Raw genomic sequence first — 18323 nt, forward strand, 5'->3', positions numbered from 1 at the left:
CACCGAGGGAAAGGATGAAGCAAGCCCGTGTCGAACTTGTGACGCGCGTTCGCGCCCGTTGCGCCTTTGGGTTGTGCAGCGCGTTTCGCTGTGTCGTCGAAGAGCTTCGTCACTCTGCAAGTTCTGGAAGGCGCGCAAGCAGGGTGCCCAAAGCTGCATGAATGGCTGTTTCATCCAGAGGTTCTGTCTGGTTCCACGTGGCCGAGAAACACCACCGGGTCCCGTCCGCTTCGTCCAGAACATAGGTGTGATTGAGAACGCCGATCTCGCTTCCGCCCTTGAACGCGGCACTGTGCCAGTCGTCTTCCAGGGCAAAACCGGGATTGGCAGTCACGGCGGGAAGGTGGGCGATGCGATCGAGGGCCGCGCACAAATCTTCCGCGCTGGCATACCATTCGATGCCCGGCTGATAGGGACGCGAGACGGCGTCAACGGAAGGAAGCTCAGCCTTGCTAAGGCGTTCTAGCAACTCACGGCGCGTCTCTTCGCTTGCGCTTGAGAACTCGGCGGCAAGGATCGGATCGGCTTTCAACTGGAAGAACTGGCGTGTGGTCAGAAGCGCCTTGTTGTCGCCTGGCCGGTGCGAGGGCAGCTCCGCCAGGTGATCCATGATAAGATCTGTCGCGGTGTTGTCCGATTGTGAGATCATCAAAAGGGCGGCGGTCTCAACGGTAAGCCGGTGTCCGTCCGGCCAGTTCTGAAGCGTTCCGCTTGGGAGAGATTTGTGCCGCGGCTCCAGGATCAGGATGGTTTCCCATCCCGTCAGGCCGGCATTGATGGCGTCTTCCAGTTGCTGGAGGACAAAAATCTTGAAACCCGAACCGATCGCCAAGTCTGCCGTTGGCGAGGCTTGTGAGATCACCCTGCCGTTTCGAAGCAGCAAGTGGCCATGGTCATGACCAAAATCCGGCAGCCTGGCCAGCAGTTCCTTAGGGGAGGCGCGCACTTGGATCTGTTTGACGAGAAGACTTGTGATCGTGCCATCGTCGCCTCGGCCCAACGTAATCAGGACGTCGTGGGTTGCCGTGCGCAGGTTGAACTCACCAGCAGTTGCTCCAGGGACCACGGAGGTGGCCTCGCCATAATCTGCCTTGAACTGCCGTGAGAGCTCTTGAAGCTCTTCAAGCGGTACGGCCTTGAGAAACAGCGGGGACAGGTCGTTGGCTGTGACGGCCTGTTCGTTCCAAAGGTTGCGGAGGAACGTGGCATCGGACATTGACGAAGTGGCTCCAACGGAAAGTGCCGACAGGGCGTATATCAGGAGGGTGACGGGCAGAACGAGACAGCGTTTCATCATCTTCTGCTCAGCGCCTTTCAAAGGTCAGCTCTTGTCACCGCCACCAAGAAGCTTTTTCAGCATGTCGGCCATCGGGCCGGACTTTGGGATGTCGGGTGTCTTTGCCTTGCGGGCCTGACGAATGTGGCTCTGCGCCTTCGGCTTCGGACTGCTTTGCGGTATGCCGGGTTTGCGGGCCGGCGCTTTTTTGCCGGCATCGTCGGCGCGGCGGGCCTTTTCCGGCTCCAGGGCAAGGGTCAACTTGTTGGCGAACTGGCTGTCCTTGCCTTCTGCCAGCAACGCGCAGTGATCGGCGATCTCGCGCAGGAGCGGCTCAAGCCAGTCATTGTCGGCTTTCGAGAAGTCGCCGAGCACGTAGTTCGAGACGAGTTTCTTGTCGCCGGGGTGACCGATCCCGAGCCTGAGGCGACGATAGTCCTGGCCGATGTGGGCGGAAATGGATCGCAGACCATTGTGGCCGCCGTGACCGCCGCCGGTCTTCATGCGGAACTTTGCCGGAGGCAGATCCAGCTCGTCGTAGATCACCACAATGTCCTGCGGCTCGATCTTGAAGAAACGGATGGCCTCTCCGACTGCGCGGCCGGATTCGTTCATATAGGTGGACGGCTTGAGCAGCAGGACCTTTTCCGAGCCGAGGCGTCCCTCGGAGGCCTGGCCCTGAAAGCGGGAGCGCCATGGGCTGAAAGACGAGTTCTGGCGATGGATTTCGTCCAGAGCCATGAAGCCGATGTTGTGCCGGTTGTGATTGTATTTCGCGCCCGGGTTTCCGAGGCCCACGATCAGCCGCATGGGAGTGTCCTAGCGTTGAATTTGGAGGCCAGTTGTTGCCGAGGTGGCGCTTGCCGTCAAGGGCCCTGGCGCGGGGCATCACGTCCGAGGCTAACACGTCTGGGCGCAACAGTTGAACGCCTGTTGCGGCGTGGTGCTCGAGGGGCGAATGGGGGGCGCCCCTCGAGACCGGAAGATTACTCTTCGGTTGCTTCTTCTTCGGACGATTCTTCTTCGTCCTGAGCACCGCCCGGTGCTGCGATCGTGGCAACCGTGAAGTCACGGTCGGTGATCGTCGGCTGTGCGCCCTTCGGCAGGGTCGTTGCCGAAATATGCAGTGCGTCGCCGAGATCCGCTTCGGCCAGATCGAAGACCAGGGATTCCGGGATGGCGTTGGCAGGAACGATCATTTCCACAGTGTGGCGAACAACGTTCAGCATGCCGCCGCGCTTCAGGCCCGGACAGGTTTCTTCGTTGATGAAGACAACCGGGATATCAACGGTCAGCGAGGTGTTTGCGGATACGCGCAGGAAATCGACATGCATCAGTTCGTCGCGAACCGGATGCAGCTGATAGTCCTTGGCAATAACCTGATGCTTCTTGCCGTCAACTTCGACGGAACCGATGTGTGTCAGGAAGCCGCCCTTGTGCAGGGTCAGAGTGGTTTCCTTCACCGGAATGGTGATCGGCAGGGCAGGTTGTTTGTCACCGTAGATTACGGCAGGTAGAAGGCCTTCGCGACGCAGTGACCGTGCAGCCCCCTTGCCCACCCGGTCCCGTGCCGACGCCTTCAGCTCATAGCTGGCAGCCATGGCAAAACTCCTTCGGATGTATAGAAAAGGGCCGGCGTATCGTCCGCGAGGTGCTTCAAATCCGGGATCAGCCCAAATGCGCCTCCTCCAGGGGTGAGGCGCGCCGTTGCTATAGTCGAAACCCGGGCAAGGTGCAAGCGAGTGCGCGGTCTCAGGCGATATTCATTTGTCGGGGAACGGCTAAAACCCAAAAAAGCCGGCTTGATGGCCGGCTTTTCGGGTCAAATTGCAGGCCAGTTTAGACAAACAGGCTTGAAACGGACTTTTCGAGTGCGGTGCGATTGATCGCTTCGCCAAGAAGCGGTGCAATCGAGATGGCGCGGATGTTCGATGCTGCGGTGATTGCCGCAGTGGGCTCGATGGAGTTGGTGATCACCAGTTCCTTGAGCCGGGAAGATGAGACGCGCGCAACGGCGCCCCCGGACAAAACGCCGTGTGTTATGTAGGCGGTGACGGACTTGGCGCCCTGCGCCAGAAGAGCGTCGGCCGCATTGCAAAGCGTGCCGCCACTGTCGACGATGTCATCCACCAGGATGCAGTCGAAGCCATCGACATCACCGATGATGTTCATGACTTCGGATTCTCCAGGCTTGTCACGACGCTTGTCGACGATGGAGAGCGGCGCTTCGATGCGCTTGGCAAGCGCACGGGCACGGACCACGCCGCCGACATCGGGCGAGACAACCATGACATTGTCGGTCGCGTAGCGTTCCTTGATGTCGCGGGTCATCACCGGCGCGGCAAAAAGGTTGTCGGTGGGGATGTCGAAGAAGCCCTGGATCTGACCGGCGTGAAGATCAAGGGTCAGAATACGGTCGGCGCCAGCTTCGGTGATCAAATTGGCGACGAGCTTGGCTGAGATGGGCGTACGGCCCGATGCCCGGCGATCCTGGCGGGCGTAGCCGAAGTAAGGTAGCACCGCCGTGATGCGGCGGGCCGAGGATCTGCGCAACGCATCAATGATGATGAGAAGTTCCATCAGATGGTCGTTGGCTGGGTAGCTGGTCGGCTGAACGATGAAGACGTCTTCACCGCGTACGTTTTCCTGGATCTCGACGAAGATTTCCTGATCTGCAAACCGGCGTACCAGGCATTTTGCCAAGGGGACGTCCAGATATTTCGAGATCTCTTCTGCGAGGGCGCGATTGGAATTGCCCGCGACGATTTTCATTGGCCGCCAGTCCTTCTGGTGCGACACCGGTGCCGTCCTTGCAGTCCTGCAGCTGCTCAAACGTTCCGGAATAGGGTCCTGTATCGAATGGTGCCGACGATCTGCGCGCCCGGCAGCCCTTAGCAGGCGGCGGCGTTGTAACAATCGCTCGGGCATCCGACAACCGGACGTATATGCAGTTTTTGCCCTTTTTTGAATTTAATTAACGGCCAAACGCTATTTCGCTGGCGAAGAGGTCACTGACGGTTGAGCCAAGCCACCATTTCTACCACTGAGCGGTTGGCAATCCGCTCCAGCGTGTCCGAATTGACAGCCTCCCAGGGGTCTCCGCTGGTGCCGGAAATAGTTTCAGTGCCTGAGATTCTTTTCAGCCGGCGCCCGCCGTTGTCGACGATGTCAAAGACGTAAAAGACGGTGGCTGTCGAGGTCTGACCTGTCGCTGACAGGTATCCGTTCACCCGATAGGTGGCTGGCGCGCCGACACGGCGCACAAGAACGAGTCCCTGCTGGCTCGCCTCGGTTCCGATGGACTTCGACAGGTCGTCGGCGATGTTGCCCGGTGCGCCGGTGAAAGGCTCAAAGGCGAAGGTGGTCTTGCCTGCCTCGGTTGTGGGCGTGATTCCCGGTGCCTGCGCGATCGGGGCGGGGATCCCGACAGATCCTCTGGGCTCAGGAGTTGCCTGGCAGGCTGCAAGGCCAAGTGCAACGACAGCGGCGAGGGACCATCGGCAGAAATTTACTATCGGCATATGCATCGGCTCATGATTGGCATGCTTCGGGTTGTTTGAACGGACCATTCGTTTTGACGATCAGAATCGACTGTTCAGGCAACTGTTTGGAAAAGGTTTAGCCCGACTTGACCGGAAGGTCGAGTGGCAGGCTGGAAAGGCTTTCCGGCTCGCCCTCAGTGGTCAGGTAGGTGCGCCCGAGCGTCATTGCCGTTTCGGTCACCGAATCCATCAGGATCATGTGCTGGAAGATGACCATGTTGGGCTCGATGATCGCGGGATTGTCCTTGAACGCCATGGGTGGATCCATCCAGCTCGGGGTGAATCTTGCGCCAAGGGAATAGCCGCAGGCGTTGAGGCGGTGGGCCATCATGTCGTGGCGGTCCATGGCAGAGGAATGGGCCTCAAAGAGATCGCCGAAGGTGCAGCCGGGCCGCAGCTTTTCCTCCACGGCCGCCAGTGCGTCGCGGGTGGCGGCATACATCTCTTCGTGGCGGCTGGTTGGTCTGCCGACGATGACCGTGCGCATGAGCGCAGCATGGTAGTGCCGATAGCTGCCCGCCCATTCGAGTGTGATCTGATCGTCGGCGTCGAGTGTCCTGCGTCCGGACTTGTAACGGCACAAAAGGGCATCGCGGCCCGAGCCGATGACGAACTCGTTGCCGGGATAATCGCCGCCACCTTCGAAGATCGCGCCCTGCATGGCCGCAAGAATTCGGCCTTCATCTGCACCCGGGCGTATGTCCTCCATGGCGGCGTCAAAAGCGCGGTCGGCCAAAGCTGCCGCCTGGCGCACATAGGCAATCTCCTCGGCGCTCTTTACCGCTCGCAACATCGGAATGAGAGACGAGCTGTCCTTCAGATCGGCGAAGCTTGTGAGCTGCTCGTTCAGTTCGAGGCCAATGGCGCCGGTCATCCCCTGGGTGTCATACTCAACACCGATCCTGGCACCCAGCAGATCCATCTCGAACAGAAGTTCCTTCAGCTGGCTGACCGGGTTGGCCTCGCCCCTGTCCATCCAGATGCGAATGTCGGAAAGGTTCGACGTATGGCGGGCCTGACGCTGGTCGGCGGACCGGGTCAGAAGCAGCTTCCGGCCATCGGCGGTGACGACCAAACACTGAAAGAAGCAAAAGCCGAAGGTGTCGTAACCGGTCAGCCAGTACATGCTCTCTTGCGCAAACAGCAGCATGGCGTCGAGTTTTTCCTCTGCCATGCGCGCCGTTAGTCTGTTCATGCGCGCGGCATATTCGTCCGATGTGAAATGCAGGGCCATTTTCAGTTTCCCGTCAGAACGATTGCAGAGATCAGTCGGCCATAGTCCGGCTCGCCGCGATGGGTCGTGCGCCGGTAGGAATAGAACTTGTCTTCGTCCGCGTAGGTGCACAGGCCGAGATCTTGAACAGCGCCGACGCCGGCATCGCTCAGCCGGTCAATGATAAAGCCAGGCAAATCGAACATATGGTGGTCAGGCTTTTCGGACGGAATGAAATAGCGGGCGCTGGTTGCCTTCTCGGCGATAAACCTGTCGCGGAATTCCGGCCCGACTTCATAGGCCTTTTGGGAAATCGTCGGTCCGAGCACCGCGATGACGTTCGAGCGCGCGGAGCCGAGCTGCTCCATGGCCGCGAGGGTGTTTTCAAGAATGCCGCCGACGGCGCCCTTCCAACCTGAATGGGCCGCGCCGATGACACCTGCCTCCGTATCGGCAAAGAGCACCGGACCGCAATCTGCCGTCGCGATGCCGATGGCAAGGCCGTGCTGGGTCGTGACCAATGCGTCGGCTTTCCGATCTGTGTCCGCCGCCCAGGGCCCTTCAACCTTTATGACGTTTGGGGAGTGTATTTGATGCGGTGTCACCAGCCGGTCCGCCTCGACATCCAGTCTGGAAGCGACCCGCTTGCGATTTTCGAGCACCTTTTCGCGATCGTCGTCCGAGCCAAGACCGATGTTGAGGCTACCATAGATGCCGGAAGACACGCCGCCGTTGCGGGTGAAAAACCCGTGCCGGATGCCTGCGCTGCTCAGATCGTCAGACTGGATCACTGCTTATCTCCCTGAAGGCTCATCAAACGGTGACAGTGGTGCCGGTGTGTTGCTGAGGGCCAGAACCTTGAAAAGTTGACCCATCTGGTTCGGAGCTGCAAGGCGTTCGACCGCATCGCGAATGCCCTCCTGCTGAAGATGGGATTTTCCTGTTCCTAGAGCGCCCGCGCGTTCGAGAAGGCCAAGACGGAGCAGGAACTCGCCTTGCTCCAGCGGCGGAAATGCGATGGCACCGGCTCTGGTGGCTGCAGCTGCGAGCGCTTCGAAGTTCACATGGGCCGTCAGATCCGCTTCGCCCGGGCGCGCAAAAACATCGTCATAGCTGTGTTTGTACAAGGCCTGAAGCGTGTCGCCGGGTGCCGGCTGAAGATAGCCGTAGTCGACAAACAGGGCGCAGCCACCATCCTTCGCGATGCGCGCGCCGATCTCCTCAGCAATGGCATTGGCAGCGGGCTGGGTTTCCAGGATCGAGCCGTCCGGCGCGAGGGCTGCCGGCTTCGGCAGGTCATGGTCGGCAAGGCGTGCTGTTCCTAGGCCAAAGCCCAGTTTCCCTGCATCATCCAATCCCACCAGCCGTTCCAGCCAGCCGCTGGCTGTCTTGACGAACTGATGAATTGGCAGGGCGTCGAAAAACTCATTGGCAACGACAACCAGCGGGCCGCTTTCGATTTGGTCCAGGCCTTCTGCGAAACGTGGCTGGAGACCGCTTTTTTCAAGCTTCTTCGCCTGCTGCTTGCGCAGTTTCTGGCTCATCTCGACGAGGGTCAGCTCTGCAGCTTCAAGAAACGCCGGCCGCAGGGCTGCGGTTCGCAGCAGATCGGACATCAAGGTGCCCCGGCCCGGGCCAAGCTCCACCAGCTGGAACGATTTGGGCGACCCCATGCGTTCCCATGCCTGAAGGCAGAATGCGCCGATCAGTTCGCCAAACATCTGGCTGACTTCGGGTGCGGTGGTGAAATCACCCTCACGTCCGAACACCTGCCGGGTGGTGTAGTAGCCTGCTTGCGGATCGCCGAGGCAGGTCGCCATGTAGTCTGCGACTGTTATCGGCCCCTGGGCGGCGATGCGCTGTTTGATCCGGGTTTTCAGGTCACCTGTCGTCATGCGGTCACGGAGGCCTTGCGCAAGGACCAGATCATCACGGCGGCACCGGTCAGGATCATCGGCAAAGACAGGATCATGCCCATTGTGACAAAGCTGGAGAGGTAGCCAATATGCGCGTCGGGCACACGGTAGAGTTCAGCGATGCAACGGGCGATGCCGTACCCAAATGCGAAGGCACCGGCAACAAACCCCGGGCGCTGAAGCATCTGATAGCGATGGGTGAGAATGCGGATCACGATGAACAGGACGATGCCCTCAAGGGCGGCTTCATAAAGCTGGCTTGGGTGCCGTGGTTCAGGTCCTGCACCGGGGAAGACGAAGGCCCAGGGCACGTCGGCCGGCCTGCCCCAGAGCTCGGCATTGATGAAATTGGCGATCCGCCCAAAGAAAAGCCCTATCGGAGCTGCCGTCCCGGCGAGATCGAACAAGCGCCAGATCGACAGATTTCTGCGCCAGGCGAAAAGGATCATGGCGATCACCGTGCCAGCAAAGCCGCCGTGGAACGACATGCCGCCGGTCCAGACAGCCAGGGCTTCGGCGGGATTGGCGAGGTAATAGGCGGGATTATAGAACAGCACATAGCCAAGACGACCGCCCAGGATGATGCCGAGCGTTCCCCAAACGACGAAGTCATCCAGATCCAGCGGTGTGGGGCGTGGGCTGTTGCCCCAGAGCCTGTCGTTCAGAACTAGCTGTCGCATGTAGCGCCATGCCAGAACGATGCCGACAATATAGGCCAGAGCATACCAGCGCAGCGCGAAGGGCCCGATCTGGAACAGGACCGGGTCGATGGCCGGAAAGGGCAGGACAAGAAGTGGCATTGGCCAAATGTCTCCGGGCGGCTGCACTTTTCGGCAGCTTTGAGTGCAGGGTTCCAGCGCCGTAAAATTCGATCCGGCGCGTCGGCGCCACGCTGTCCCATTCGCACGGTCCGCGTCAAGTCGATCCGGGCTCACAGCGCAGGTCCCTGTCTGCCTTCCAAGTTTGACGAAGAAGTGTCCTTGAAGTTCGGGTCAATCCCTCATAGGTGTGTGGGAGGATCTTTGGTACTTCAGGAGTTCGCCATGACCCAGGGCCCCAATCGCATGTTTGACGATTTTGCCAAGTTGATGACCGATGCTGCAGGCGTCGCCCAGGGCGCACGCCGCGAGGTCGAAACGGCCTTCCGGGCGCAGGCGGAGCGGTTTTTGTCCGATATGGACCTCGTTTCCCGTGACGAACATGAGGCCGTCAAGGAAATTGCCGTTCGTGCGCTCGACAAGGTCGAGGAACTCGAAGCGCGCCTAGAGGCTCTTGAGAAAAAGCCTGCTTCGAGGGCCAAAACAGCCGCGAAGTCGGCACCTAAGGCAAGCGACGCCTAACTAAATTTTGCAGAGCACAAAGACATCGGCCCGCAGTTTTCTGCGGGCTTTTTGCGTTTTGAAGCTCCACCATCCACAAGTTTCGGTGACGTCACGACAATCTGACTGTATCTCTTAAGTCCTTCTTGATTCTATACTGAATCCTAACAGGGATTCGTCGGAACGGTATGTAGCCTGCCCAACGCGGCAGCCGTTTCGAAAAAGCTTGGGACAAGCCCGGCGGCTGGGATATTACGCACCTGCGGTATCATTCGCTCCGGGACCGAGAAGGGAGACGACGATGAGCCTCATCGAGTTCGAATTCGAGCGACCTGACAATCCCGTCGACACCATCGAAACCGTTGCCGCCCTGAACGACTGGATGTTCGAGCGGTCTGCCGAAGATGAGATCACCATCTCGGTGGGCGGGACGTGGTGCGACTATCACATTTCCTTCTCCTGGATGGAGGAGGTCGAGGCCCTGCATTTGGCATGCGCCTTCGATCTCAAGGTCACCGAGCCAAGAAAAACCGAAGTTGTCAGACTTCTGGCACTTGCGAACGAGCAGCTCTGGATGGGGCATTTCGACCTGTGGAACCAGGAAGGCGTGGTGATGTTCCGGCAATCACTGCTGCTGGCCGGTGGTGCGGATGCCACTCCGCCTCAGATCGAAGCCATGCTGGCAAATGCGCTCGACAGCTGTGAGCGGTATTATCAGGCCTTTCAGTTCGTGGTCTGGGCAGGTAAAAGCGCCACGGAAGCCGTCGCGACGGCCTTGTTTGAAACCGCAGGCGAAGCATGATTTTCAGTAAAGAGCGTCCCTTCCTTCTCGTTGGTGCGGGTCGGATGGGGGGCGCAATGTTGTCCGGCTGGATGGCAGATGGTGTCGATCCTTCCGCCATCGTTGTGTGTGACCCGGGACCGGCTCCCGAAATGCTGTCTCTGCTCGAGACGCATGGCATTCGGCACGTCACGGAGACTCCCGCAGATCTCAATCCGTCGATTGTGCTCATCGCTGTCAAGCCGCAGATGATGGATGTGGTCTTGCCGGGCGTGGCTCCCGCGGTCCGTCCTGACACGCTGATCCTCTCGGTTGCCGCCGGCACGCCGATTGCCAGGTTCGAGACCGCATTTGGCCAGGTGCCTGTCGCACGGGCCATGCCGAACACGCCGGCGATGGTCGGACGCGGCATCACGGCCGTCTATCCGAACGCGGGCGTGTCCTCAGTCCAGAAAGAGACAATTGAATCGCTGCTCGGTGCGGTCGGCAAGGTGGTCTGGCTTGATAACGAGGACCAGATCGATCAGGTGACGGCCGTCAGCGGATCCGGGCCGGCCTATGTGTTCTGGCTTGCCGAGTGTCTGGCTGAGGCCGGGCGCGAGTTGGGACTGCCCGAAGAGCTGGCGAGAGAACTGGCCGATGCGACGGTCACCGGCGCCGGGGAGCTGATGCACCAGTCGGATGATGTGCCGTCAACTTTGCGCAAGAATGTGACCTCCCCGAACGGAACCACTGCCGCAGCACTCGATGTGCTTATGGCGCCAGATGGGTTGCAGCCGTTGATGACGCGGGCCGTGGCAGCCGCCGCCCGCAGGGCCACAGAATTGGCCAGCTAACGCGCCTTCTCACGGTGGCCTTCCAGACTGTGTCGGAAGGTCACCCTTTCCCCTGAGCATTGATCTGCCTATCTTCCTTCTGCGTAACGACTTCCGAAGTTTGGAGATCCCTCATGGCAAACGCGAGGACGCAGCAGAAAATTCTCAAGACGTTTCTGAAGTTGTTGGCCTCTCACCCTTACGAGGATGTCAGCCTGCCACTGCTGGCCCGGGAAGCCGACGTGAAGCTTTCGGATCTTCGGGCGTGTTTTTCTTCCAAGCGCGCTCTTGTCGAAGCCTTTGCGGAGCTGATCGACAAGGCCGTTCTGGATGACCGGGATGACGACATGGCCGATCAACCGGCCAGAGACCGTCTCTTCGATGTGCTGATGATCCGCATTGATCAGCTTGCGCCCTACAAGGATGCCATGCGTGCGCTTCATCAGGCCGTGCGCAAGGATCCGGGCTTGGCACTGGAGTTCAATTCCATCGCGGTCCGGTCTCAAAAGTGGATGCTGGTTGCCGCCGGTATCGAAATTCCTGCATTGAAGGGCCGTTTCGTCACTCAGGGTCTCGCCGTTGCCTTTGCGCGTGTCGTTGACACCTGGCTCGATGAGGATGATGAGGGCATGCCGCGCACCATGTCCCGGCTCGACAAGGAACTCGATCGGGGTGAAGGCTGGCTGCAACGTCTGGACAAGGCTGACAAGATTGCCAGCTCCCTGAGGCGAATGGCAGGCGGTGCACGGCGACGCAGGCGCAAGGCAGAGCCGGATGACTGGGCGTCGGAGCAGGACGACCTCGGCGAACAGGGCAGTGCAGCTCCTTAAGGCAAAAGAGGGCTCCAGCGTGGTCTGTTGCGCTTGTCTATGATGGTCGCGGACGGCAAACTCTCCTGATTCTAGACGAGACGGATGAGTGCTGTGAGCGATACGATTTCAATTGATGACTTCATGAAAGTGGATGTGCGGGTTGGCCGCGTGGTCGAGGCAGAGGTTTTTGCCGAAGCCCGCAAGCCCGCCTACAAGATGAAGATCGACTTTGGGCCAGAGATCGGCATCAAAAAAACGTCGGCCCAGATCACCAAGCACTATCAGCCCGAAGAGCTTGTTGGCCGTCTCGTCATGGCTGTCGTCAATTTCCCACCGCGCCAGATTGGGCCAATGCGGTCCGAGGTGCTGACGCTCGGTGTGCCTGACGAGAGTGGCGAGGTGGTCTTGATCTCCCCCGACAGAGATGTGCCGATCGGCGGGCGGCTTTATTAGCGCCAGTTTTCCGTCCCTACCGTGCCTGCCCCTAGACGGGGAGGCGCACGCGGGCCCGCAAACCGCCAAGCGGGCTGTCTTCCAGATACAGGTCGCCGCCATGGCTTCGGGCGATGTCCCTGGCAATGGCCAGGCCGAGGCCACTGCCAGGCTCATCCTGATTGCGCGCACTGTCGAGACGATGGAACGCACGGAAGGCGCTTTCGCGCTCGTTCGCTGGTATCCCAGGGCCATCGTCATCGACGCAGATTGTCAGCCAGCGGTCTTCAAGGCGGCCTGATATCTCGACCTGGTTGCCGAATTTTGCCCCGTTGGTGACAAGGTTGGAGAGGCAGCGCTTCATGGCCAGCCGGCGCAGGGAAACATCGGGCGGGCCCTCGAAGGAAGCGCTGACGTTAAGCCCTGAAATTTCGGCTTCTTCTTCCAGTTCCTCCAGCATCAGGGCCACGTCCGTGTCCTGCACGGCCTCGTCGCCGTCTCCGCGTGCGAAGGCGAGATAGTCCTCAAGCATGTGCGTCATCTCATCGACGTCCTTGCGCATGGCATCACTCTCGGGACTGTCTCCGAAGAGGGCCAATTGCAGCTTGAAGCGAGTGAGAATTGTGCGCAGGTCATGACTGACGCCGGCAAGCATGGTCGTGCGCTGTTCGATTTGCCGCTCGATGCGCCGCCGCATCTCGATGAAGGCCTGTGCCGCACGGCGGACTTCCCGGGCACCGCTGGGGCGGAATGTTTCCACCGGGCGCCCCTTGCCGAAGCTCTCGGCAGCGTCGGCCAGCCGTATGACCGGCCTGACCTGATTGCGGAGGAAAAGCATCGCGATGATGATCAGGACCAGGGACGTTGAGAACATCCAGACCAGGAAGAAGTGGGAGTTGGACGCAAAGGTCTGGCTGCGCCTTGCAAACACCCGAAGGATGGAGTCCTCCAGCTGGATCCGGATTTCCACAAAACGCGAACGGCCAACCGTGTCGATCCAGAAGGGCTTCTTGATGGATTGGCTGATCGCGCGGCTGAGCGCTTGGTCGATGATGTCAAAATAGGGTTTGGGGGCCGGAGGCGGCAGAGGCTCCAGCGGCATCACCGTCACCGACATGCCCAGAACGTCCGTCGCCAGGGCCTCGACCTTTTCGTAGCCTTCCTCGCTAGGGTAGTTTTCAAGTACATAGACCAGCGCCGCGATCTCTCGCACGACGGCTTCCGACATGCGGCGGGAGACCAGATCGTAGTGCCGCTCCATGAAGACAAAGACGAGCACCGACTGCAAGATGACGATCGGCATGACGATGATCAAAAGGGCGCGTGTATAGAGCCCCTTCGGCATGACCCGATAGGCGAGACGGCTGATACGCCGATAGGCGATAAAGAGCGGCTTCAACGGAAAGGGGAGCCGGAGCGCGTCCAGGTAACGATTCAGATTGGCCATTTAGGTCCCATGTCTGAGGGCTTCACGTTTCGGCGTTCCTGTGAAGCAAGGCTCAGTCGCAGGCCAGACGATAGCCGATGCCGCGAACCGTTTGAAGGTAGGCGGGATTTCCCGGGTCCGTTTCGATCTTGCGGCGCAGGCGATTGATTTGGACATCCACCGTGCGTTCACCCAGACCGCTGTCGTCTCCGACGATCTTGTGGCGGGGAACCGTTGCGCCGGGCTGTTCGGCGAAGATACCGAGGATCTGCTTTTCCCGATCTGTCAGCCGGACGAGAGCATCGCCTTCCTTCAGCTCACCGCGCGCAGCGTTGAATGTGAAAGGACCAAAGCGGATCTCCGGCGAGGCCTCGGCACGCTTTGGACCGCCGCGACGCAGGATCGCCGAGATCCGCAGCATGAGTTCGCGCGGCTCAAAGGGCTTGGCCAGATAGTCGTCCGCACCTGCTTCCAGTCCTGCGATCCTGTCTGGCGCTTCTGATCGGGCCGTGAGCATCAGGATCGGCACAGTCGATTGCTCTCTTAGCCAGGCCGCAAGCTCCAGGCCGGTTTCCCCAGGCATCATGATGTCCAGGATCAGGAGATCGAAGGAAAGACCGGACAGGAATTTGCGTGCGTCGCTGGCATTGGCCGCCGACGTGACCCGGAAACCGTTGTCGATGAGAACGCGGCTCAACAGTTCGCGGATGCGGTTGTCGTCATCGACAAGGAGAATGTGGCTGGCGTTGTCGTCTGGAGTGGTCACATTGCTTTCCCGTCACCGAACCGGAGGCACGCTCGGTTGTGGTGCTCCCGGTTTGTATTTCTTGTTCACCAGTTTGGCGACATCAGCCCGCATGTCCTCGTCGATCATCTGGAAGAGGAATTGGCGAATTGTGTCAGCGCCGCTATCTGGCAGACCGTTTATGGCGCGTTCAAGGCGCTGGGCCTGCAGGGCGGCCAGCCGGATCGCCAGATCGTGACCTTTTGTCGTGGTGTGAAGGAGCCGCTGACGCCGGTCGATCGGTCCGGCTCGCTGCTCTATGAAATCCTGATCGACAAGCTGCTTCAGGACACGCCCGAGACTTTGCTTGGTAATGCGCAAAATGCTGAGCAGATCCGTCACCATGATGCCGGGGTTGCGATCCACGAAGTGAAGCACCCGGTGATGCGCCCGCCCAAAACCGAATTCGGCCAATTGGTCATCCGGATCGGCCGTAAAATCGCGATAAGCGAAAAAAAGCAGTTCGATCAGGTCATATGGAAGGGTTTCCTCCACACTTGGGGCGCCCTGATCCACCGTGGTGCCATCTGGACTGATCACGTCATCTGTAAGCTTTTTGAAATTTACGTCAGTCATATTGACTTATTTCGTGCCGATTGTTACCTAACGAGCGTTCTGAACGAAATCTTTGACCGGTTTGGCGATGTTTTGAGCATGGTTTCAAAACGAATCCGCCCACCTCGATTTCCTTCAGACAACGATACCGATAGTTTCGGCGGGGTGCAAAACACGGGTGAACGGGTGGGCGCAAGTTCGATCCCCGTCGCACCAGCCGATGATAGAAAACGAACAAAACAAACAGGCCTGAAACAGGGTCTCGGGAGCAAAACCATGGCGGGACTGCCTTTTGATCAGCGCGACGGTGAAATCTGGTATGACGGCGCGTTCGTGCCCTGGGCGGATGCCAAGTTGCATGTGCTCAGCCACGGTCTCCACTATGCCAGTTGCGTGTTCGAAGGCGAGCGGGCCTATGGCGGGCAGATCTTCAAGTCCGGTGAACATACCGCGCGTCTGCATGCTTCCGCCGAGGTGATGGGTTTCGAAATTCCGTGGTCCGAGGACGTGATCAACGCCGCCAAGGAAGAGCTTCTGACCCGTATGAACCTCGTCGACGCCTATTTGCGGCCGGTTGCCTGGCGCGGCAGCGAGATGATGGGTGTGTCGGCTCAGGACAACACCATTCACCTTGCGATCGCAGCCTGGGAGTGGCCAAGCTACTTCAAGCCGGAAGAGCGCCTCAAGGGTATCCGGCTGGACATGGCCAAGTATCGCCGTCCCGATCCGCTGACCGCGCCGTACAAGTCCAAGGCCGCCGGTCTCTACATGATCTGCACGCTCTCCAAGCATGAAGCCGAGCGCAAAGGCTATGCCGATGCCATGATGCTGGACTGGCGCGGCCAGGTGGCCGAAGCCACCGGTGCGAATGTGTTCTTCATCAAGGACGGCAAGATCCACACACCGACCCCGGATTGCTTCCTGAATGGCATCACGCGTCGGACTGTCATCGGTCTGGCCAAGGATCGCGGCATTGAAGTCGTCGAGCGCGTCATCATGCCGGAAGAGATGGAAGGCTTTGAACAGTGCTTCCTGACAGGAACGGCTGCTGAAGTGACGCCTGTGTCCGAGATCGGCCCTTACAGTTTCGAAGTAGGCGAGATCACCAAGACGCTCATGGAAGACTATGATGCGGCGGTACGTCCTTCGGCTCCGACCCTGAAGGTCGCGAACGCCTAACCGCTTTCAGCATTTAGAGCTTCGGTTGAAAAAAAAGCGTGTTGCTGTGGCGGCACGCTTTTTTTGTTGCTGATGCGAGGTGGCCTCAGTTGCTGTGCAGCGCGCGGAACATGTTGCCTTTTTCAGCGATCAGGATGCTTGCAAGAGCACCAAGCCCATAGATCGCGAAGGCAAAGCCAAGCGGCTGGGTCGTGCCGTTGAAGTACTGGCCCATGATGTAGCCGAGGATCGCGCCGCCAAGGGTCGTCACAAATCCGATCACCGATGAAGCCGTTCCCGCGATGTCCCCGAGCGGTTCCATCGCCATGGAGTTGAAGTTTGCGCCGATGAAGCCGAAGCAGGCCATGAGCGTGGCGGACAGGATGGTGAAGACGATCAGGTTTTCAATCCCGGCGCTGGACAGGGCAAAGAGCAGAATGCCGCTTCCCGTATAGACCAGCGTTGCGGTGTGAGACAGGCGCCGCATGCCGACGGCCTCGACCAGGCGCGAGTTCAGGAAAGAGGCGAGGGACATGGCGACGGCGATGCCCGCAAAAACGATCGGGAAATAGACTCCGAGCCCATAGATATCGACGAATATCTGCTGCGACATCGTTATGAAAGAGAACAGGCCGCCGAAGACGCAGGTGATGGCGAGCATGTAGCCGAGGCTGACGCGGGTCTTGACCGTCGTAATATAGGCCCTGAGGATCGTTTCCACGTTCAGGGGCTGGCGGTACTCTTTCGGCAAGGTTTCAGGCAGGCGGATCCAGCACCAGATCAGCATGACAATGCCGGCGAAAAGCAGCAGCGAGAAAATCCAGTGCCAGTTCGACATGAGAAGGACGGCCTGGCCGATTGAGGGGGCGATGATCGGCACGGCCATGAAAATCATCATGACGAGAGACATCACCTTGCCCATCTGACGTCCGGTGTAGCAATCACGTACGACCGACACCGCAATCACGCGGGTCGCGGCGCATCCAACGCCCTGGACGAAACGGGCAAGAAGCAGTTGGTCAAGCGTGTTCGACATGAGCGAAGCAACGCTCGCGACTGCATAGAGCGCGAGGCCGCCCAGCAGAATCGCACGCCGGCCATAAGAATCTGAAATCGGACCATAAAAGAGCTGGGCGCCGCCAAAGCCGATGAGATAGGCGATGAGCACTTGCTGCCGGTCGTTTTCATTCTCGATGCCCAGGGCGTTGCCGATGTCGGGCAGAGCCGGCAGCATTACATCCATCGCCAGGGCGTTCAGCGCCATGAGAGCCGCGATCATCACCACAAATTCGATGAAAGGCATACCGGGACTGGAATGAGTACCGCTCGGCGACTTTGGCGTATGATCGGGCATCAGCCCTCCTTGAAAGCGGAACTGCCGGCAGTCAGGGTGCAGCAGGACGGGTAGGTTATTGTTTTGCAGTCAGATTGACCCGATCTTCGACCGGGTGGTCAAGTTAAATCTGCGTTCCAGCAAGGGTATCTGAAAAATAGTGGCGCTTTTGGATTGAGGCAACTTCAGGTTTAGTTGTCACGTCCAGCGTTTGGCGTCTTCGTCGTCTACATCCCTGGCCTCGACCCAGCCCTGGCTTTCTCCCGAGAGGAGGTGCTCTTTTTTCCAAAAGGGCGCGCGGGTCTTCAGAAAGTCCATCATAAAGTCGGCGGCTTCGAAAGCTGCGCGCCTATGGGAAGACGCGGCCACAACGAGCACGATGTTGCGGCCCGGAGCGATCTTGCCGAAACGGTGGATGACGGTGAGGCCGGTGAGTGGCCACCTGCTGCAGGCCTGTTCGGCGATCCGTGCGATTTCAGCTTCTGCCATGCCCGGGTAATGCTCGAGTTCCAGCGCCGAAAGACGCCCTCCCTCGTCCCGGCAGAGGCCTGTGAAGGTCACAAGTGCACCAACGTCCTTGCGGCCTTGCGCCAGGAGGTTGGCTTCATGGGCTGCGTCGAAATCTTCTGACTGCACGCGGATCGTTGCAAGGACAGGCGCCGGATCTGCCATCGGTCAGCCGCCTGTCATTGGCGGGAAAAAGGCAACTTCCTGAGTGACGCCCAGTGGTTCGTCGTGTTCGACGTGCATCTGATCCAGGGCAACGCGAATGGCGTCCTGCTCTTCAAAAGCCATGGCGTAGCGCTCGTCGCTAGCTTTCAGGAATGAGATGAGGTGAGCAACCGTTGTGACGCTCTCGGGCAGATCGAGCGTCTCCTCGTCGACCCCGACTTTCTCACGAACCCAGGCAAAATAGCGGATCTTCACAGAAGCCACTCCTTCGAGAAATGGGAATTCGGTC

General features: G+C 59.4%; 21 protein-coding genes. 6 read left to right on the forward strand and 15 right to left on the reverse strand.

The genetic code is table 11. The features are described 5' to 3' along the window. Positions 1-109: 109 nt before the first annotated feature. The 9 genes from IG617_RS07265 to lgt all read right to left on the reverse strand — a co-directional run bounded on the left by IG617_RS07265 (position 110) and on the right by lgt (position 8747). Entirely contained in the window at positions 110-1297 is a 1188-nt protein-coding gene (locus IG617_RS07265) for a serine hydrolase (protein WP_192108585.1), read from the reverse strand. Positions 1298-1321: 24 nt separating this feature from the next. Then, the gene (pth, locus tag IG617_RS07270; RefSeq protein WP_192108586.1) at positions 1322-2086 is read right to left on the reverse strand and encodes an aminoacyl-tRNA hydrolase; all 765 of its coding nucleotides are present in this window, start codon (positions 2084-2086) and stop codon (positions 1322-1324) included. 176 nt (positions 2087-2262) lie between these two features. Then, positions 2263-2877, reverse strand: coding sequence for a 50S ribosomal protein L25/general stress protein Ctc (locus IG617_RS07275; protein ID WP_192108587.1), 615 nt, complete (start codon positions 2875-2877; stop codon positions 2263-2265). 238 nt (positions 2878-3115) lie between these two features. Further along, positions 3116-4048, reverse strand: coding sequence for a ribose-phosphate pyrophosphokinase (locus tag IG617_RS07280; protein ID WP_153768063.1), 933 nt, complete (start codon positions 4046-4048; stop codon positions 3116-3118). 236 nt (positions 4049-4284) lie between these two features. Then, a complete protein-coding gene (locus IG617_RS07285; RefSeq protein ID WP_192108588.1) occupies positions 4285-4797 on the reverse strand; it encodes a hypothetical protein in 513 nt (170 codons plus the stop codon). A gap of 97 nt (positions 4798-4894) precedes the next feature. Next, entirely contained in the window at positions 4895-6052 is a 1158-nt protein-coding gene (locus IG617_RS07290; protein WP_192108589.1) for a M24 family metallopeptidase, read from the reverse strand. A gap of 2 nt (positions 6053-6054) precedes the next feature. Next, complete coding sequence (gene pgeF / locus IG617_RS07295) at positions 6055-6822, reverse strand: peptidoglycan editing factor PgeF (RefSeq protein ID WP_192108590.1); 768 nt, start codon at positions 6820-6822, stop codon at positions 6055-6057. 3 nt (positions 6823-6825) lie between these two features. Beyond that, complete coding sequence (locus tag IG617_RS07300; protein WP_192108591.1) at positions 6826-7926, reverse strand: class I SAM-dependent methyltransferase; 1101 nt, start codon at positions 7924-7926, stop codon at positions 6826-6828. Then, complete coding sequence (gene lgt / locus IG617_RS07305) at positions 7923-8747, reverse strand: prolipoprotein diacylglyceryl transferase (protein WP_192108592.1); 825 nt, start codon at positions 8745-8747, stop codon at positions 7923-7925. The genes IG617_RS07300 and lgt overlap by 4 nt, the downstream gene beginning before the upstream one ends. A gap of 243 nt (positions 8748-8990) precedes the next feature. On the opposite strand from lgt, the gene IG617_RS07310 reads away from it, so the two are divergent. The 5 genes from IG617_RS07310 to IG617_RS07330 all read left to right on the forward strand — a co-directional run bounded on the left by IG617_RS07310 (position 8991) and on the right by IG617_RS07330 (position 12127). Further along, positions 8991-9287, forward strand: coding sequence for an accessory factor UbiK family protein (locus IG617_RS07310; RefSeq protein ID WP_192108593.1), 297 nt, complete (start codon positions 8991-8993; stop codon positions 9285-9287). Between the two features lie 280 nt (positions 9288-9567). Continuing rightward, positions 9568-10068, forward strand: coding sequence for a type III secretion system chaperone family protein (locus tag IG617_RS07315; RefSeq protein WP_153768070.1), 501 nt, complete (start codon positions 9568-9570; stop codon positions 10066-10068). Next, positions 10065-10883, forward strand: a complete 819-nt coding sequence (gene proC / locus IG617_RS07320; protein ID WP_192108594.1) for a pyrroline-5-carboxylate reductase — start codon at positions 10065-10067, stop codon at positions 10881-10883. The genes IG617_RS07315 and proC overlap by 4 nt, the downstream gene beginning before the upstream one ends. 113 nt (positions 10884-10996) lie before the next feature. Next, positions 10997-11692: a TetR/AcrR family transcriptional regulator gene (locus IG617_RS07325; protein WP_192108595.1), complete on the forward strand. Its 696-nt coding sequence runs from the start codon at positions 10997-10999 to the stop codon at positions 11690-11692. Positions 11693-11776: 84 nt separating this feature from the next. After that, entirely contained in the window at positions 11777-12127 is a 351-nt protein-coding gene (locus IG617_RS07330; RefSeq protein WP_209008339.1) for a tRNA-binding protein, read from the forward strand. A 31-nt stretch (positions 12128-12158) separates the two neighbouring features. Here IG617_RS07330 and IG617_RS07335 read toward each other — a convergent pair whose 3' ends face one another. The 3 genes from IG617_RS07335 to IG617_RS07345 all read right to left on the reverse strand — a co-directional run bounded on the left by IG617_RS07335 (position 12159) and on the right by IG617_RS07345 (position 14892). Further along, positions 12159-13451 carry an ATP-binding protein gene (locus IG617_RS07335; protein WP_254170491.1) on the reverse strand — a complete coding sequence of 431 codons (1293 nt, stop codon included), beginning with the start codon at positions 13449-13451 and terminating at the stop codon, positions 12159-12161. A gap of 154 nt (positions 13452-13605) precedes the next feature. Then, positions 13606-14298 carry a response regulator gene (locus IG617_RS07340; protein ID WP_192108598.1) on the reverse strand — a complete coding sequence of 231 codons (693 nt, stop codon included), beginning with the start codon at positions 14296-14298 and terminating at the stop codon, positions 13606-13608. Positions 14299-14310: 12 nt separating this feature from the next. Then, positions 14311-14892, reverse strand: a complete 582-nt coding sequence (locus tag IG617_RS07345) for a MarR family winged helix-turn-helix transcriptional regulator (RefSeq protein ID WP_192108599.1) — start codon at positions 14890-14892, stop codon at positions 14311-14313. A 255-nt stretch (positions 14893-15147) separates the two neighbouring features. Here IG617_RS07345 and IG617_RS07350 point away from each other — a divergent pair, with 255 nt between their 5' ends. Next, complete coding sequence (locus IG617_RS07350; RefSeq protein ID WP_192108600.1) at positions 15148-16050, forward strand: branched-chain amino acid aminotransferase; 903 nt, start codon at positions 15148-15150, stop codon at positions 16048-16050. A gap of 85 nt (positions 16051-16135) precedes the next feature. On the opposite strand, the gene IG617_RS07355 is transcribed toward IG617_RS07350, so the two are convergent. From IG617_RS07355 to moaD, 3 genes are all read right to left on the reverse strand, one after another. Then, positions 16136-17383, reverse strand: a complete 1248-nt coding sequence (locus tag IG617_RS07355) for a multidrug effflux MFS transporter (protein WP_246541893.1) — start codon at positions 17381-17383, stop codon at positions 16136-16138. A 177-nt stretch (positions 17384-17560) separates the two neighbouring features. Continuing rightward, positions 17561-18034 carry a molybdenum cofactor biosynthesis protein MoaE gene (locus tag IG617_RS07360; protein ID WP_192108601.1) on the reverse strand — a complete coding sequence of 158 codons (474 nt, stop codon included), beginning with the start codon at positions 18032-18034 and terminating at the stop codon, positions 17561-17563. 3 nt (positions 18035-18037) lie between these two features. Beyond that, positions 18038-18298, reverse strand: a complete 261-nt coding sequence (gene moaD / locus IG617_RS07365) for a molybdopterin converting factor subunit 1 (RefSeq protein WP_338109952.1) — start codon at positions 18296-18298, stop codon at positions 18038-18040. Positions 18299-18323 lie beyond the last annotated feature (25 nt).

It is taken from the genome of Roseibium polysiphoniae, assembly GCF_014842925.1.
GTDB classification, from domain to species: Bacteria; Pseudomonadota; Alphaproteobacteria; order Rhizobiales; family Stappiaceae; genus Roseibium; species Roseibium polysiphoniae.

Bases quoted from the DNA above. Each gene is read 5' to 3' on its own strand.
- IG617_RS07325 (WP_192108595.1), top strand. From the start codon at position 10,997: ATGGCAAACGCGAGGACGCAGCAGAAAATTCTCAAGACGTTTCTGAAG.
- IG617_RS07280 (WP_153768063.1), bottom strand. From the start codon at position 4,048: ATGAAAATCGTCGCGGGCAATTCCAATCGCGCCCTCGCAGAAGAGATC.
- IG617_RS07355 (WP_246541893.1), bottom strand. From the start codon at position 17,383: ATGCCCGATCATACGCCAAAGTCGCCGAGCGGTACTCATTCCAGTCCC.
- IG617_RS07290 (WP_192108589.1), bottom strand. From the start codon at position 6,052: ATGGCCCTGCATTTCACATCGGACGAATATGCCGCGCGCATGAACAGA.
- IG617_RS07330 (WP_209008339.1), top strand. From the start codon at position 11,777: ATGAGTGCTGTGAGCGATACGATTTCAATTGATGACTTCATGAAAGTG.
- proC (WP_192108594.1), top strand. From the start codon at position 10,065: ATGATTTTCAGTAAAGAGCGTCCCTTCCTTCTCGTTGGTGCGGGTCGG.
- lgt (WP_192108592.1), bottom strand. From the start codon at position 8,747: ATGCCACTTCTTGTCCTGCCCTTTCCGGCCATCGACCCGGTCCTGTTC.
- pth (WP_192108586.1), bottom strand. From the start codon at position 2,086: ATGCGGCTGATCGTGGGCCTCGGAAACCCGGGCGCGAAATACAATCAC.
- IG617_RS07345 (WP_192108599.1), bottom strand. From the start codon at position 14,892: ATGACTGACGTAAATTTCAAAAAGCTTACAGATGACGTGATCAGTCCA.
- IG617_RS07300 (WP_192108591.1), bottom strand. From the start codon at position 7,926: ATGACGACAGGTGACCTGAAAACCCGGATCAAACAGCGCATCGCCGCC.
- IG617_RS07360 (WP_192108601.1), bottom strand. From the start codon at position 18,034: ATGGCAGATCCGGCGCCTGTCCTTGCAACGATCCGCGTGCAGTCAGAA.
- IG617_RS07335 (WP_254170491.1), bottom strand. From the start codon at position 13,451: ATGCCGAAGGGGCTCTATACACGCGCCCTTTTGATCATCGTCATGCCG.
- IG617_RS07310 (WP_192108593.1), top strand. From the start codon at position 8,991: ATGACCCAGGGCCCCAATCGCATGTTTGACGATTTTGCCAAGTTGATG.
- IG617_RS07265 (WP_192108585.1), bottom strand. From the start codon at position 1,297: ATGATGAAACGCTGTCTCGTTCTGCCCGTCACCCTCCTGATATACGCC.
- IG617_RS07350 (WP_192108600.1), top strand. From the start codon at position 15,148: ATGGCGGGACTGCCTTTTGATCAGCGCGACGGTGAAATCTGGTATGAC.
- IG617_RS07285 (WP_192108588.1), bottom strand. From the start codon at position 4,797: ATGCCGATAGTAAATTTCTGCCGATGGTCCCTCGCCGCTGTCGTTGCA.
- IG617_RS07315 (WP_153768070.1), top strand. From the start codon at position 9,568: ATGAGCCTCATCGAGTTCGAATTCGAGCGACCTGACAATCCCGTCGAC.
- IG617_RS07275 (WP_192108587.1), bottom strand. From the start codon at position 2,877: ATGGCTGCCAGCTATGAGCTGAAGGCGTCGGCACGGGACCGGGTGGGC.